Source organism: Pseudalkalibacillus hwajinpoensis, from assembly GCF_039851965.1.
GTDB classification, from domain to species: Bacteria; Bacillota; Bacilli; order Bacillales; family Guptibacillaceae; genus Guptibacillus; species Guptibacillus hwajinpoensis_E.
This window is the reverse complement of the sequence record NZ_CP156674.1, coordinates 2,512,305-2,527,003: the sequence shown is the minus strand read 5'-3', so window position 1 is coordinate 2,527,003 and position 14,699 is coordinate 2,512,305. Positions and strand designations below refer to the sequence as shown.

The following is a 14,699-nucleotide window of genomic DNA, read 5'->3' as shown; positions in this document are numbered from 1 at the left end:
ACCAGCTCACAGCTTTACGCTCTACCTTCTAGTACTTCCATTTTACTGCTTCAAGTCTGCTTTTTCCATCAATTGAAAAGAATCGGATTCCCTTACTTTCATGATCAGGGAAAATGCGAGCAGTCATAGCGACTTCCCCATCATTTATAAACACTTCGACTGATGAGCGATCTACAAAAATATGAAACTTTACTTTTTCTGCGGAAAGATGACATTGCCTGATCTCTCCATATTCTTCGGCAAATTTCTCTCCTGAATTAGACCGGTCAAAAACAACTTTTTGGTTACCAGCATCATATTTAATAATTGTCTCTTCTAACTCACTGCATCGTAGAACGATTCCAACTTCTTTTGCGGTTATCAGATCAAACGCACAATATAATTCATACGTTGCACCTTCAAAATCATGATAGGTTTTCATCTGACTATTTATCATATCATTTATCTCTCGGTGGTCCTTACGCTTTTTCGCCATTTCCTTTACCGGAGTTTGAAGAAGCTTGCCATTTTGGATGGTCAACTCTCTTGGAACCGTTAAACAATGAGCCCAGCCGCTTTGATCTGTTGGATAAGCAATTTCAGGTAAACCCATCCACCCTACCATAAAGCGCCTTCCGGCAGGATCTTCCATCGTCTGAGGCGCATAGAAATCAAAACCATGATCAAGCTCTGTGAAAGCTCCATGCGTGTAATTTAACGCAGGCAGTTCTAATGCATTTCCGACCACATAACCAGATTGGTAGATATTTTGAAAGGCATCTCCAGAAGGCTCTAGACCCTGGGGTGAAAACATAAGGACACCCTGACCATCCAAATCGAAATAATCCGGACATTCCCACATATAGCCAAAGTTTTCTAATTGCGTCACTACTTCACCAAGTAAGTGCCACTCTTCTAGATTATGGGAACGATATACGATGACGGCACCGGTCTTGTTCTCACGCTGCGCTCCAATAATCGCATAAAAACTATCATTGTTTTCCCAGACCTTTGGATCTCGAAAATGATCTGTATATCCTTCTGGAACATGATCGATAATTGGCCTATTAGCTTTTGTAATGACTCCTTCTTTATTCATCCACGCCATACATTGATAAGGATGCCTCACCCAATTCTCATCTCTCGTATTTCCAGTATAAAATAAATAGAGTTTGTCGTCGTGCTCAATGCCGCTTCCTGAATAAGCACCGTGGCTATCGAAGAACTGATCGGGTTTAATTCCAGTTCCTACATTCTCCCAGGTAGCTAAGTCCTTTGATTTCATATGATACCAGTATTTTAGCCCATGAACGGGGCCAAGTGGAAACCACTGGTAGAACAGATGGTACTCGCCATTGTAAAATGAAAAGCCATTCGGATCATTTAATAGTCCTGTTTCAGGTTGAATATGAAAAGATTGACGCCACTGGCATCGATCGACTTCTGCTTTTAATTCGCTCAGTTCCTTCTGACTCACTTTTTCTAATGATCTATAACGCTGTTCTCTCGTCCACTCCATAATAATACCTCACTTAAAAGAATGAGGAGAATCCATAGACTCTCCTTAGAATGATTTCTATGCAACTTCTCTTTCTTGTTCCTGATGACTTGTTTTTGATTTTCGTTTTGATAGGATCATGGTCGTAACAAATGCCACTGCAAATGTGATTAACATACCAATTACATAAAATAAAATCGTATCCGCTTTAATAGAAATAATTCCCGGTAATCCTGCCGCCCCTAAAGCAATTGATTTTGTTTTGAAAAAAGTGACAAAGGCAGCACCAGCAGCAGAACCAATCATCGCCCCTATAAACGGATACCTCAACTTCAAGTTAACTCCGAACATCGCTGGTTCAGTAATACCAAGGAGTGCTGAAATTCCTGCGGCAGATGCAGTACCTTTCATTTTCTTGTTTTTCACAATTAATAAGACAGCTAATGTGGCAGCTCCCTGTGCAACGTTTGACATCGCAGCAATTGGGAATAAAAATGATCCGCCGGTTTTTACTATATCCGCTAACAACTGTGTTTCAACAGCTATAAAACTATGATGCATCCCGGTAATAACAATTGGCGCGTAAAGAAGACCAAGGATTGCACCGCCAATAAATCCAGTCGTATCATACATCCAGATCATGCCGTCCGTTACGAGATTACCAGCCGTTCTTGTTATTGGTCCAACTAAAGTGAACGTTAGCACCCCGGTAATAAAAAGCGTTAATAAGGGAGTTAATAGATTATCAAGCGCAGTCGGGATAACTTTCCTGAAGAATTGCTCTACCTTCGCTAAGATATAAGAAGCCGCGAGAACAGGCAAGACCGTTCCTTGATAACCGATCTTCTCAATTTCATATCCAAAGATATTCCAGACCGGTATCTCGCCACTCACAAGTGCTCCGCCATAGCCCCACCCATTTAGTAGGTCCGGGTGAACCATGATCATACCGAGTGTTGCTCCTAAGAAAGCATTTCCCCCGAATCTTTGTGTAGCTGAAAACCCAATGAGAATTGGTAAAAAGACAAATGCAGCGTTTGCAAATGTGTTAATTAGAGCTGCTAAATCCTCGATGTTTGGAGAAGCCTCTACCAATGACTGACCTTCATAAAACAAATCTGGAGCAGTTAAGAGATTGTTGATTCCCATTAATAATCCGCCAGCTACAATCGCCGGGATGATTGGTACGAAGATATCCGATAACATTTTCACAAATTGCTGTAGAGGATTAAGCTTTTTGGCACCAGCTTCCTTAACATCTTTCGTGGACATTTCACCTAACCCGGTCTGTTTCGCGAATTCACTATAAACCTTATTCACGGTACCCGCTCCAATAATAACCTGGAACTGGCCACCGGTTGAGAATGTACCCTTAACCGCGTCCATTTGATCTAGCTTTTCCTGATCGATGATTGACTCATCATTCAGCACAAGTCTTAACCTTGTTGCACAATGTGAAGCAGCTGAAACATTTTCTTTTCCGCCTAAAGCATTCAATATCTCTTGAGAAACTTGTTTATAATCCATGTTTACCCCCTCATTTAACTATGTTAGAAACAAAATGTAAAGCTTTACATTTTTCTTATAAAAAAGAAAGTCGTTTTATGTAAAGGTTTACATTTGACTTACAGTGATCTTATACCATCTTTTTAGGTTCGTCAATAGAAAAATGAGAGCAATTTAATAGTGCGAGTGGGTCAGACCCCTGTCTGACCCACCGCTTTTTGTTCATTCAACTTGCTTGATTCTGTGATTTCACTTATTCTATATATGTTCAGATCTTTTTAGTGGGAAAATGTGAGGAGGTCCAGTCTTCACATTTTCTCTTTTTCAATGCATGACCTGCCCACCTGTGACGTTAATCGACTGACCTGTCATATAGGATGCTTGATCAGAGCTGTAGAATACAACGGCATTTGCGACATCTTCGTACGTACATCCTCGTTTCATAGGTACTTTGTCGATATAAACCTGCTCAACTTCATTTTCTGAAATGCCCAATTTCTTTGCGTAGGATGGGATAAGGCTCTGGAACATTGGCGATTTCAATAAGTTTCCTGGCATGATTGAATTCACTCGCACGCCATGCTCAGCTAAGTCTAAAGCTAGACTCTGAGTTAATCCAACCCCACCAAATTTAGTAGATGAATAGCCTGCATTATGCTTGCTTCCCACTTTTCCTGATTTTGAATTAATTTGAATAATACTGCCTGTTCCCTGTTCAACCATGATTTTGGAAGCTTCTCTTGCACAGAGGAAATACCCCGTTAAATTAACTTTCATCATCAACTCCCAGTCCTTCAGTTCGAAGTTAGTGATTTTCGTGCTTTTCGCTGCTCCGGCGTTATAAACGAGAAGGTCTAACCTATCAAACTCTTCTTTTATTCGATAGAAAAACTCAACAACATTGCTTTCATTTGTAAAATCTACCGCGATGCCCATCGTTTCAACGCCATATGTTTTCTTTATTTCTTCTGCTACTCTCTTTGCCTGTTCTCCCTGTATATCGCCTATGACAACGTGATATCCTTCTTTACCCATACGATGTGATAGTGCTTCCCCTAGGTTTTGCCCTCCGCCTGCAATAACTGCTACTTTGTTTGGCATTGTTATTTCCACTCCTTCAATATATTATTAATCCCTACTAATTTTAATGACATTACCTACTTGTACGTGATTCATCTCTTTTTCCTCTAATACAAGCGTGCCAGGTAAATCAGGCTCCTCTTCGCCATTAAACTTAAGTGTGATATGTCCTAACGTTGATAGATTTTTGTTAACTGCACTGCCAACAGCGGTAATTCGATAATTATGATGATCAATCTGCAATGTATCTCCTTTTTTAATCTCACCGTTAAGATTGTTTTCTGAATGCAGTATACAATACTCGGCGAGCTCAGCAGGTGCATCTTCTTTAAACAGAATCATCATCTTTTCATCGTAAAATTCTTCCACTAATGGTCCAAGCTTATTTACTTTCGTTTGATAAATTACTTCCATATCCTCTTCCTCCTATACTGGACACTTGTTATTCATACATTCCAAAACTAGCAAGCCATGCGATAAAGACAGTTGGTACTCCTGTTAAAAATCGGCCGTATAAGACGGCAGGAACTCCAACTTCCACTGTTTCAGGTTTTGCTTCCGCAAGCCCTAATCCGACTGGAACGAAATCCGCAGCAGCTTGAGAATTAATCGCAAATAGTGCAGGTAATGCAAATTGTGGAGGAATATTACCTCTACCAATTTCTACACCAATTAACGTTCCTACCACCTGCGCTATAACAGCTCCAGGTCCCAGAAATGGCGATAATAAAGGAAACGAGACGATAGCCGAGAGAAGCATTAACCCCCATATACTTCCACCTAGAGGTGATAGAATATTAGCGAAAAGGTCTCCGATCCCTGACTCCAGAATAACCCCTATTAACATCGCAACGAATGCCATGAAAGGTAGAATGGTTTTTAAGACAGTATCAATTGTGTCACGCCCTGCCTGATAGAAAACGCCTACAACATTCCCCATCATTTTACCGACCCTCGCCATAATATTATCTGACGATTGCTCACTGATTTTCTTAGAGCTGTCATATTTCATGGTTTTCTTTGACTCAATTTCTTGTGGGTTTTCATTTAACTTGTCGGGTTCAGGTGTTGGAACTTCCGTCGTTTCCAAAACTGATACACTATTTTCTTTGACAGCTGATACGTAGATATCTTCCGTAATGTACTTTGCCATTGGTCCACTTTGTCCCGTTGGCATTAAGTTGATTGTCGGGATCTGTTTCTTTGGATAAAGTCCTGCACGCAATGTACCGCCACAATCAATGACAACACAGGCGATCTCTTCTTCAGGTACACTTGTTTTGAAACCATCAATCAATTCGCAACCTGATAGCTCAGCTACTTTTCTAGCAACCGTAGGGATGGTTCCACCGGTAATGGTAACTACTTTGTTTTTCTTCTCAGTAGGCGTAATGATTAATGGGCCACCAAAGCCCCCACTTCCTTTTGTTACTTTTATGGATTGGTATACACTCACCTTTCTTCCTCCTTTACAATTTGCTTAACGTTGTACTCAATTGAATGTTTTGTTGACGTGCTACATAAGAAGTTGTCAGATCAGTGATCCAGCCTCTCAATAGATTTGTTAAAAGTCCTACTAGTAGATATCTGAGTGCAAGTTCTGTATTGGAAAGCCCTAACTGTGTGATACCGTTTGCAATTCCGAGAAAAACAAATAATTCTGCTGGATTAACATGCGGAAAGAGTCCATTCATGGAATGACATGAATAACTTGCTGATGCATAATACCCCGGTTTGTATTTCTCTGGAAGGAACCTCCCAAGTGATAGTGTCATAGGATTGAGAAGAAAAAACGTCCCGATAAAAGGTAGTACAAGATATCTCGTAAATATATTTTTTGAAGAAGACATGGCCAATTTTTCAATCCGTTCTTGTCCAATCAGATTAATTACAGCATTCATAGCTACTAATAACACAATTAACAATGGGATAATATCTGTCACAAATCCCAGAAAGACTTCCGCTCCTCGTTCAAATAATCCAATAAATCCTTCAGCTGCTTTTACAATGAAATTCATTTAATCACCTCACCTATTTTCTAAAACCAGTTGCGAGTCGACCAAGGGGACTCTTAATTGGTTTCACTTCTTCCCCTCTTGATACCGTTTTGTAGACTTGAATAGCATCGTCGATTGCCAGCTTTGTAAAACGATCCATTTTGGAATAAATGGTTGAATCGATTGATAGAAGAGACTGTCCTACGAGAGGATGAACTTTTCTAAACCTTGCTAAAATGGTAACCCCTTGCATTTTCTCTGCTTCTACTATTTGATTATCTTCATCCACCGCTAGAAGAAGAACGACACCTGCTCTTATGATTCCCTTCGAGCGTCCGATCGCCACCCTTCCTGTCGAACGCATCGCGCTATACCGTTTGTTGAAGTTCTTAATCTGGAAGCTTCCTAAAACAGTTTGTAAAATCCAGGATAATAAGACCCCTGCCAATAATAAATAAACCAAAAGCACCCTCCTTTCTCCTTAACCAGGTTTAGATATGCTTAATAATTTCTTCCGCAGTTTCCTCATTGGTTACAAGCGTGTTAATAAATCCACCTCTTAAAGCACCAATAATCGACTCCACTTTCTCTATGGATTCCGCTACACCAATGGAGTAACGTAATTCCTTAAGCTTGCTTAACTCAACAGCTATCGTTCGCTCCGATAGTTCAGATTCAATTACATTACCTTCAATATCGTAGAAGCGAGAGCAAATATCTCCTACGGCATGATGTTGCTCAAGGATATTGATTTCTGAATCTCCAAAAAATCCTGTCCAGATCATGTTTGAAGATCGAATCGGAGCACCAATACCAACGATTCCAACACTCAACCGCTCCCATAAATCATGAATTTCTTGAAAAAAGGAGGACTGCATAATGTCATTTCTTGTTTCCTTAGAATTATAAACTGCTGCTGCATCAATAAAATGAGCATTACCTTTAAATGCTTGAGAAAGTTTGTACACGATCGTGTTGATATGATGGTTAGTATTCATCTTGCCAGGACCACCTACTAGCGGTACGAAATCAGCATTAATCTCTTTAAACTCTGGTAGATGATCCACCATGCTTCCAATCGTATTGCCCCAGGCAACACCTACGATATCGTGATCTTCCACAACTCTCTTTAACAACTCTGCTGCTGCTTTCCCAACTTCCTCTCGCTTCTTCACTTCATCTTCGCCTTCAGCTGATGGAGCGATAAGTACTTCTTGCATGTTAAACGCAGATGCAATTTTCTCTTCAAGAGCAATTTTCCGATCGTCATCACTATTGATCTGTATCGTCACAATTCCTTCTGCTCTTGCTTTCTTTAGCATTCTTCCAATCGTAGTCCTATAAATGCCTAATTGCTTTGCAATCTGGTTCTGAGTTAAATCCTCGTCATAATACATTTTGGCAATCTTTATTAGCAACCTCTGTTCATTCCAATCCACTCGTTCACCCCCTCTTGCACATATGAGCAATACATAATCATCTGTGCATTTTATGTTCTTTAGTTTAAACAATGATGAGAACGCTGTCAATGTTTAAATTGTCAAATAATTAGATGGTTGAGGCACTGACTCCTCATTGCCCCCTATCATTTCGCTTTTTGTTCACCTCTTTCTCCTGCTTGACATTTCTTTTAAATTCGTTAGAATGAGGAATTCGGTTATGCGAGCATGAAGAGTTTGACACATTCGTCACACTTCATCATCTTCACAAATTATTTACAACTTGAAGTGACATAAACCACGCTCGAAAGCCGAACTTGCTAGTAAAGGAAGGAGGTATGTATTTATGGGAGTACTCCGTAAAGGAATCATTGACCGTAGAACCTACCTTATTCGCAAACTACTAAACTCACCTGACCATCGTAAAGACCTGACTCAACTTCATGAGCTAACATTAAGTGAACTTGAAGAAGAGTATGCTGAAGCGAAGCGGAAACTAGTACAATAGGATATTATAAATAAAGCAGGCCATTGTCCGTCTCAGACGGACAATGGCCTGCTTTTGTTTTGAAAGGTGGGGAAGGGAAGGGGGTCAGACAGGGGTCTGACCCCCTTCCTCTCCTTTTACTTAAATTCCACCTTCATCATTTCAACACTTGAATTAGGATGTGGGTTAAATCCTTCAATGTTTTTCTTCCCTGCAACGACTGGCGTTGAGTGAACGAGAGGTATCCACGGGGCATCTTCATGAATCACTTCCAGCGCTTGATGATAGAGTTCATTCCGCTCCTCTTGATCAACTGTGGTTTGAGCTTCCACTAGAAGGTCATGCAGTTCATCGCTTTCATAACGGGAAGAGTTGCTGCTCCCGATCATTTCCTTGTCCAAAAGGGTAAATAGGACATTATCTGCATCACCATTTTGAGCTGTCCATCCGAGTAGGAAGGAGTCTGCTTCTCCGCCAATTACTTTTTCAACATAGGCTGCCCATTCATAGGTTTTAATTGTCGTTTCTACCCCTATTTCTTTGAAACTAGCTTGAATTGCTTCAGCTACTTTTTGTCCATCAGGCATGTAAGGACGTGATACCGGCATGGCCCATAGTTCCATCTCGAAACCATCCGGATAGCCAGCTTCCTCTAGTAAGCTCTTTGCCTTATCTAAGTCATACTCATATGGTGTAATGTCATCATTGTATCCTTGAATCGAAGGTGGAATAGGATTTTTTGCTGGCTCAGCTTGTCCTTCATAAAAGGCTTCAATGATTGCCTCTTTATCAACCGCATGATTCAAGGCCTGTCTCACTTTTTTATCTTCAAGTGGGCCTCTAGTCACATTTAAGCCCAGGTACCCAATATTCATTGAAGGACGCGTAAACGTTGTAAGATCCGCATTCTCCTCAATTTGTGGCACATCACTTGGCATAACGCCATCCATCATATCGATTTCACCCGTTTTAAGTGCATTCAAGCGAGCGGCGTTGTCCGGTATCGATTTAAAGATAACTTGTTCTAATTTTGGATACCCATCTACCCAATAGTCATCATTTTTCTCTAAGACAATTTTGTCATTTCGCTTCCATTCTTTGAAAATAAATGGACCAGTACCAACTGGATTTTCTCCATATCCTGTTTCATTCTCTTCTAACGCTTTCGGACTTGCTATTGAAAATGGGGTCATTGATAAGTTTTTCAGAAACGGGGCTTGAGGTCGGTTTAACGTAATTTGCACGGTGAATTCGTCTGCTGCCTTAACTTCCTTAATCACATGACCCTCATCTCCTTTAAAGCCTCCAAACATTGAACGATAAACAGCAAAAGGCTCTGCCTGATCCTCCTTCGGCTTCATCCAGCGTTCAAAATTGTAGACAACAGCCTCAGCATTAAAAGGAGTGCCATCATGGAACATCACGTCTTCTTCCAAGGTAAACGTATACTCTAGACCATCCTCAGAAACCTCCCAATCTGATGCCAGGGCAGGATGAACTTCAGTGTCCATATCACCAAATTGCACGAGCGTATCATAAATGTTCTCGGCTACTTTAAACGATTCCCCATCCGTTACGACAGCAGGATCAAGAGAAACAGAATCTCCTCCTCTACCAAAAATCATCGTCGTTTGCTTGCTATCTTCTGAACTACTCCCAGTATTCGACGAACATCCAACCAGGCTTAACCCGATCACTAAGGTTAAGGTTAGTATAAATAATCGTTTCAAACAGACACCTCCAGAAAAGTTCTATTATTTTGTTGAATGGTCGGTTTTATGATTAGAATGGGCAAGGACAACTTCTGGAAAAACAAGCGAAAGAAAAAGTTTTCCAATTCCAAGTATCGCTCGTTCATCTACATCAAAGCGAGGGTGGTGGTGAGGGTAGGTCGCATTGATTTCCGGATTACGTCCTCCAACAAAGAAGAATGACCCTGGAATCTCGTTAAGATAGAACGAGAAATCTTCTGCTCCCATAATCGGTTCTTTATCAGAGACATTTTCTTCGCCAAACAGTTTTTTCGCTAAATTCGAAGCTTTCATCGTCTGATCCGCATGATTACAAAGAGCCATGTGACCGCGCTTATAAAGGACTTCAGCCTTTGCACCATAAGCCTGGCATGTCATTTCACTAAATTGCTGAATCAACTGCTCAGTACGATCACGGACCTCTTCATCAAAAGTCCTAACGGTCCCTTTAATATGAGCCTGATCAGGGATGACGTTATGCGCATCACCACTGTGAAAAGCTCCTATGGTCACGACCACTGATTTCAAGGGATCAGTTATTCGACTAGCGATTTGTTGGAGGCTTAGAACAATGTGACTGGCTATGACAATGGGATCGACTGTTTGATGCGGCATGGCTCCATGGCCACCTTTTCCAGCAATCGTAATGTCGAACGTGTCAGCAGCTGCCATGGTATAGCCTTCATGAAAGGAATAATGACCGATCGGATGATCAGCCCAGACATGTGCACCGTAAATTTCATCTATACCTTCCAAACAGCCATCAGAAATCATCGCTTCTGCTCCACCAGGGGCAACTTCCTCTGCAAATTGGTGAATCAGAACAACATCCCCTTCAATGTCATCCTTCACTTGACTCAATACATTGGCGACCCCAAGAAGTGCAGCAGTATGTAAATCATGACCACAAGCGTGCATTACTCCAGGAATTTTCGACTTATAAGGGACCTCTTTTTGATCCTGAATAGGTAGGGCATCAAAATCTGCCCGTAACGCAATGGTCTTTCCTGGTTTACCACCCCGAATCGTGCCAACCACGCCATTTCCACCAACACCCGTTTTCACTTCGACTCCAAGCTTTTCTAAATACTGTGCAATCTTTCTTGGAGTTTCTACTTCTTGCAGGGACACTTCGGGATACATGTGCAAATCCCGTCTTAACTCAACAAGTGCCGGGTAAAGCGATTCTAGCTTTTGAAATAAATCAGTCATTCCTTTTTTCTCCTTTCCTCCAAATAAAATGTTGATGGTTTTTATGTTACCTTAATTTTAATTAAATTCCAAATTTTCTAATTATTGTAGCAGGGGGGTCAGACCCCTGTCTGACCCCCCTGCTACAATAATTTTTAATAAGTATCACTACTAATTACACCAAATCTATAAGTTGACTCACCTAAAGGAAATCCACCTTTTCCGTTCCAATAGAAATGTAGTCGATATACTGTCTCTCCTTCACTCGGAGGGGATAGAGTCATCCAATCCGAATCTAATTTTATATGTTCACCAGTTGTTTCATTAATTAAATTAATGGTAGATGGTTTTGGTTCCATAGTTTCGAATGAAATATTTATTGAATGCTTGCCAATATCAACAATTTTAGGTTTCTCATGTGAATCGCTATCAGAAGTTAACACTCCACCGCAGTCATTCCAACAAATGGTTTTTTCTAGGTGTGGGATTTTAACGTTACTTTGTTTTTCAATACTCCATATCTCCACATTTGGTTTAGGAGCCTCTTTTCCTTTTAATTCTCCACTACAAGCAGTAATCAATGTAAGCAATAACAATAGAGTTAAACGTATTTTCAAATCATGAAACTCTCCTTATATGAATTATTATTTGTTAGGAAAGCGCTTCTGTTAAATGAAGAACTCCTTTTTAAGAATACTCATTCTCAAACTGTCAACAAACTCACCTTTTCTAACTCAGTCTTGTCTTAAGATCCCTTCTTCAACATAACCCATTCTTTTATAAGACTTAATTGCCTTATAGTTATCTAATCCTACTCTAAGCCAAATCTTGTTAAGTTCTAATTCATTGAAGCCCCATAAAAGCATTTCGTTCATTGCAGATAACCCATATCCTTTGCCCCAGTAGTTTTTATCTCCTATTGCTACGCCTAATTCTGCGTGTTTGTTTAACTTATAATGTTCTTTAAATCTATCCAACCAATATGTTTTCCTTCTTGTGTAACAATGGCTTTTTGTTCATATCCATTAGTTTTGTTAATGCACATATTAATCCAATTCTGAGTCTCTTCTCTACTAAAAGGCGGATATTTCTCTGGCATATTTAAATGTTTTATCACTTCTTTATCAAAACACTATCGATAACGGTCTTCAACGTCATCAAGTGTCAATTCTCTTAATTTGACTTTCGGTAATGCTGTTGTTTTCATTTTCCATTCTCCCCCACTATTCAATTAAACTGTCCAATTCTTAGCTAAGAAGGGACAATTATTTATTTTTACTCGATAATCTCATAATTCTAATTCATTAATTCCTTACTTCCAATTATTTCAAAACTAATTCATTTACTCAACCTTTTCTCAATAGAAAAGACCCGATTCCTCAGTACAGAATCGAGTCCTATTATTGAATTCCTACTTAACTTCTATTAGCTGGTTAGTTAAAGAAATTATATTATATGATTGGTATCTGCAAGACAACATTTCTTTATATTACTTAGGTAAATTTAGTTGCCACGAAACCCCGAAGCGATCATTTAACCAACCGAACTTTTTACTGAAACCGTAATCATCTAAAGGCATAAGTTCTTGTCCACCTTCGTTGAGTTTCTGATAAAGATTGTCAAGTTCTTCTTCAGTATTACAAGTAACAAATATTGAGAACGAAGGTGTAAAGGAAAACTGATGTTTTACATTACTGTCAATGCACATAAATTCTTGCCCTTTTAAGGTAAAAGTAGCCTGCATTACAGTTCCTTCTTCCCCAGTTTCATTAGCTCCGTATCGAACAATACTTGTAATTTGAGAATCCTCAATAAGCGATGTGTAATAATTCATCGCTTCTTCTGCCTTGCCATCTTGAAACATTAAGAACGGTGTTACCTTTTCCACTATTAATCTACCCCCTTCCATATTTATCCTATAAGTATAATTCAATTCGTTTATAACATCTATACGTCTAGGGGGTCAGACAGGGGTCTGACCCCCTATAGGATGAAAGTGAGGTCCAATCTTTAAGCTGAGCTTCTCTTCTACTGTTGATTGATAGGCCATTATAAAACAAGTCGATGGCCCGCCAGATTTATAAATATCAAGATCAACTTGCACCATCGACTCATCAACGGTTTCATTGGTAACCAGTTGATTCAATTCATATAGAATTCCCTTCGATCCAACTGGCAAAACAGCTCGAACCCCTTCCTGTTCACAAATCCACCTGAATAACTCCAGCGGTGCGATAGCAGTTGGCTTCATAACGACTTCCTCCCCAACCAACGGCTTACCAATAACCGCAAACTCCAGTCCAGCACTCAAGCTAATCTCAGGCAGCTCGTTCGTTTTCATCTTCCCAATCACAACAACCCCAAGCGCTGACTGAAGCAACGGCATATTCGTTTCCGAACTACCTGTAATCGAAATTTCACTTAATCCTAGCTCCTGTATACCCCGCTCTACTCCGCTCACTAATGCCTTCCACTCCGAGTCCCCGCAGAAGTTATGCATCACCACAGAGATCGGTGTTGCTCCTAGTGCCATACACTCCATCACAGCAACTCGAAAAGCAAAGTAAGAAACGGTCTCATATGGAACGGGAACAACATCTTTCTCTTTACGTCCAATTCCCCCACTGTTATCGCTTGTGATCACAAGGTATTCTTCACCAAGAGGAATGATTTTGCCATCTCTCATGAACTCGCCAGACCTTTCTTTTCAAAAATCGTGGAGAGCCTTGGGATCAACACGATCGCAAGTCCCAGGTTAAGAACCGATCCGACAACGAGTGCCGGAACGAGCGCGACATAGAATCCTGTGCCAAGCATAAACAAAAACGGAAGTGGCGCGGCAAACGCATTTCCAACGAAAAACGTTCCAACTGCCCATTTTCGCTTATTCACTTCATAAAGGGTCGCAAACAGCCACACAAGCGTCGCCATTTCAGCAGCGACCAGCAGATGAAGCGGTCCGAGTGGCAGGCCAACGATCAACGCCGATAAAAGGTGCCCGAAGCCAGCGATTAACGCCCCGCTCCGACTTCCAAGTAGAACCGCCGCAACGAGCGCTGGAAATGCATCAAGCGCAACGCTCCCTACAATGGCTGGAATTTTAATCAGTGCACCAACGACGGCTAAGGCAATGAACATAGCAAGGATGCTTGCCCGTTTTCCGCTCATCTCTATTCTCCTTTACGCTTTCCGCCTCGAAACACATTTGCACTCCTTGCGTACTCCACGTCTTTAACATTGAGGCGGAAGTTAATGACGCGTGCGAGCGCGAAGAAATAATCGGATAGGCGGTTCAAATACTTCATTGGGACGGGAGGAAGGTTTTCCGCTACCTTCGCTAAGGTTACCACGTGACGCTCAGCCCGACGTGTGATTGTACGAGCAATGTGGATTGTCGCGGACGGCTTGCTTCCGCCTGGCAGGATAAATTTTTCTAATGCTGGTGCTTCTTCAATAAATTCATCGATACGTCCTTCGAGGTAAGTGATTGATTCTTCTGCAAGCTTCATTTCACGCTTCGGCGATACGTTCGCAAGGTCGCCGCCACAGTCGAACAGCTCATGCTGAATCTTCTCAAGGTCTTCTAGTAAGTCGGTAAATTGATCGGAACCGAGTTCGCTGAGCTCAACGATCGCTTGACCAACAAAGCCATTCGCCTCATCGACCGTACCGTACGCTTCCACTCTCACATCGTCCTTGTCCACTCGTCCACCAATGATGCTCGTCTTGCCTTCGTCACCTGTTCGCGTATAAATTCTCATGCTATTTCCT

Annotated in this window: 16 protein-coding genes and 1 pseudogene; 1 reads left to right on the top strand and 16 read right to left on the bottom strand. The window is 41.0% G+C overall.

Translation table 11 applies throughout. The features are described from left to right. Window positions 1-28: 28 nt before the first annotated feature. From ABFG93_RS13245 to ABFG93_RS13210, 8 genes are all read right to left on the bottom strand, one after another. On the bottom strand, window positions 29-1,498 hold the full coding sequence (locus ABFG93_RS13245; protein ID WP_347548496.1) for a glycoside hydrolase family 32 protein: 1,470 nt from the start codon (window positions 1,496-1,498) through the stop codon (window positions 29-31). Window positions 1,499-1,555: 57 nt separating this feature from the next. Continuing rightward, window positions 1,556-3,004: a sucrose-specific PTS transporter subunit IIBC gene (locus ABFG93_RS13240; protein WP_347548495.1), complete on the bottom strand. Its 1,449-nt coding sequence runs from the start codon at window positions 3,002-3,004 to the stop codon at window positions 1,556-1,558. A 303-nt stretch (window positions 3,005-3,307) separates the two neighbouring features. Beyond that, complete coding sequence (gene srlD, locus ABFG93_RS13235; protein ID WP_347548494.1) at window positions 3,308-4,084, bottom strand: sorbitol-6-phosphate dehydrogenase; 777 nt, start codon at window positions 4,082-4,084, stop codon at window positions 3,308-3,310. 27 nt (window positions 4,085-4,111) lie between these two features. Further along, complete coding sequence (locus tag ABFG93_RS13230; RefSeq protein ID WP_347548493.1) at window positions 4,112-4,477, bottom strand: PTS glucitol/sorbitol transporter subunit IIA; 366 nt, start codon at window positions 4,475-4,477, stop codon at window positions 4,112-4,114. 28 nt (window positions 4,478-4,505) lie between these two features. Continuing rightward, the gene (srlE, locus tag ABFG93_RS13225) at window positions 4,506-5,519 is read right to left on the bottom strand and encodes a PTS glucitol/sorbitol transporter subunit IIB (RefSeq protein ID WP_347548492.1); all 1,014 of its coding nucleotides are present in this window, start codon (window positions 5,517-5,519) and stop codon (window positions 4,506-4,508) included. A gap of 13 nt (window positions 5,520-5,532) precedes the next feature. Beyond that, on the bottom strand, window positions 5,533-6,081 hold the full coding sequence (gene srlA / locus ABFG93_RS13220) for a PTS glucitol/sorbitol transporter subunit IIC (RefSeq protein ID WP_347548491.1): 549 nt from the start codon (window positions 6,079-6,081) through the stop codon (window positions 5,533-5,535). A gap of 13 nt (window positions 6,082-6,094) precedes the next feature. Further along, entirely contained in the window at window positions 6,095-6,523 is a 429-nt protein-coding gene (locus ABFG93_RS13215; RefSeq protein WP_347548490.1) for a transcriptional regulator GutM, read from the bottom strand. Between the two features lie 28 nt (window positions 6,524-6,551). Beyond that, window positions 6,552-7,499 carry a sugar-binding transcriptional regulator gene (locus tag ABFG93_RS13210; RefSeq protein ID WP_347548489.1) on the bottom strand — a complete coding sequence of 316 codons (948 nt, stop codon included), beginning with the start codon at window positions 7,497-7,499 and terminating at the stop codon, window positions 6,552-6,554. 346 nt (window positions 7,500-7,845) lie between these two features. Between ABFG93_RS13210 and fbpA the strand changes: the two genes are divergently transcribed. After that, entirely contained in the window at window positions 7,846-8,007 is a 162-nt protein-coding gene (fbpA, locus tag ABFG93_RS13205) for a Fur-regulated basic protein FbpA (RefSeq protein ID WP_347548488.1), read from the top strand. A 116-nt stretch (window positions 8,008-8,123) separates the two neighbouring features. On the opposite strand, the gene ABFG93_RS13200 is transcribed toward fbpA, so the two are convergent. The 8 genes and pseudogenes from ABFG93_RS13200 to ABFG93_RS13165 all read right to left on the bottom strand — a co-directional run bounded on the left by ABFG93_RS13200 (window position 8,124) and on the right by ABFG93_RS13165 (window position 14,689). Continuing rightward, on the bottom strand, window positions 8,124-9,716 hold the full coding sequence (locus ABFG93_RS13200) for an ABC transporter substrate-binding protein (RefSeq protein WP_347548487.1): 1,593 nt from the start codon (window positions 9,714-9,716) through the stop codon (window positions 8,124-8,126). A 24-nt stretch (window positions 9,717-9,740) separates the two neighbouring features. Next, on the bottom strand, window positions 9,741-10,949 hold the full coding sequence (locus tag ABFG93_RS13195) for a M20 metallopeptidase family protein (RefSeq protein ID WP_347548486.1): 1,209 nt from the start codon (window positions 10,947-10,949) through the stop codon (window positions 9,741-9,743). Between the two features lie 134 nt (window positions 10,950-11,083). Further along, window positions 11,084-11,545: a hypothetical protein gene (locus ABFG93_RS13190; protein ID WP_347548485.1), complete on the bottom strand. Its 462-nt coding sequence runs from the start codon at window positions 11,543-11,545 to the stop codon at window positions 11,084-11,086. 117 nt (window positions 11,546-11,662) lie between these two features. Continuing rightward, window positions 11,663-12,135: pseudogene (locus tag ABFG93_RS13185) on the bottom strand (GNAT family N-acetyltransferase). A 282-nt stretch (window positions 12,136-12,417) separates the two neighbouring features. Beyond that, complete coding sequence (locus ABFG93_RS13180; protein ID WP_347548484.1) at window positions 12,418-12,816, bottom strand: VOC family protein; 399 nt, start codon at window positions 12,814-12,816, stop codon at window positions 12,418-12,420. Window positions 12,817-12,891: 75 nt separating this feature from the next. After that, window positions 12,892-13,614, bottom strand: a complete 723-nt coding sequence (locus ABFG93_RS13175; RefSeq protein ID WP_347548483.1) for an ATP-binding protein — start codon at window positions 13,612-13,614, stop codon at window positions 12,892-12,894. After that, window positions 13,611-14,096 carry an ECF transporter S component gene (locus ABFG93_RS13170; protein WP_347548482.1) on the bottom strand — a complete coding sequence of 162 codons (486 nt, stop codon included), beginning with the start codon at window positions 14,094-14,096 and terminating at the stop codon, window positions 13,611-13,613. Before ABFG93_RS13170 ends, ABFG93_RS13175 begins: the two co-directional genes overlap by 4 nt. A gap of 2 nt (window positions 14,097-14,098) precedes the next feature. Beyond that, the gene (locus tag ABFG93_RS13165; protein WP_347548481.1) at window positions 14,099-14,689 is read right to left on the bottom strand and encodes a cob(I)yrinic acid a,c-diamide adenosyltransferase; all 591 of its coding nucleotides are present in this window, start codon (window positions 14,687-14,689) and stop codon (window positions 14,099-14,101) included. Window positions 14,690-14,699: the final 10 nt, after the last annotated feature.

Excerpts from the sequence above, each read along its gene's own strand:
- ABFG93_RS13245 (WP_347548496.1), bottom strand. The coding sequence starts at position 1,498 with ATGGAGTGGACGAGAGAACAGCGTTATAGATCATTAGAAAAAGTGAGT.
- ABFG93_RS13240 (WP_347548495.1), bottom strand. The coding sequence starts at position 3,004 with ATGGATTATAAACAAGTTTCTCAAGAGATATTGAATGCTTTAGGCGGA.
- srlD (WP_347548494.1), bottom strand. The coding sequence starts at position 4,084 with ATGCCAAACAAAGTAGCAGTTATTGCAGGCGGAGGGCAAAACCTAGGG.
- ABFG93_RS13230 (WP_347548493.1), bottom strand. The coding sequence starts at position 4,477 with ATGGAAGTAATTTATCAAACGAAAGTAAATAAGCTTGGACCATTAGTG.
- srlA (WP_347548491.1), bottom strand. The coding sequence starts at position 6,081 with ATGAATTTCATTGTAAAAGCAGCTGAAGGATTTATTGGATTATTTGAA.
- fbpA (WP_347548488.1), top strand. The coding sequence starts at position 7,846 with ATGGGAGTACTCCGTAAAGGAATCATTGACCGTAGAACCTACCTTATT.
- ABFG93_RS13195 (WP_347548486.1), bottom strand. The coding sequence starts at position 10,949 with ATGACTGATTTATTTCAAAAGCTAGAATCGCTTTACCCGGCACTTGTT.
- ABFG93_RS13175 (WP_347548483.1), bottom strand. The coding sequence starts at position 13,614 with ATGAGAGATGGCAAAATCATTCCTCTTGGTGAAGAATACCTTGTGATC.
- ABFG93_RS13170 (WP_347548482.1), bottom strand. The coding sequence starts at position 14,096 with ATGAGCGGAAAACGGGCAAGCATCCTTGCTATGTTCATTGCCTTAGCC.
- ABFG93_RS13165 (WP_347548481.1), bottom strand. The coding sequence starts at position 14,689 with ATGAGAATTTATACGCGAACAGGTGACGAAGGCAAGACGAGCATCATT.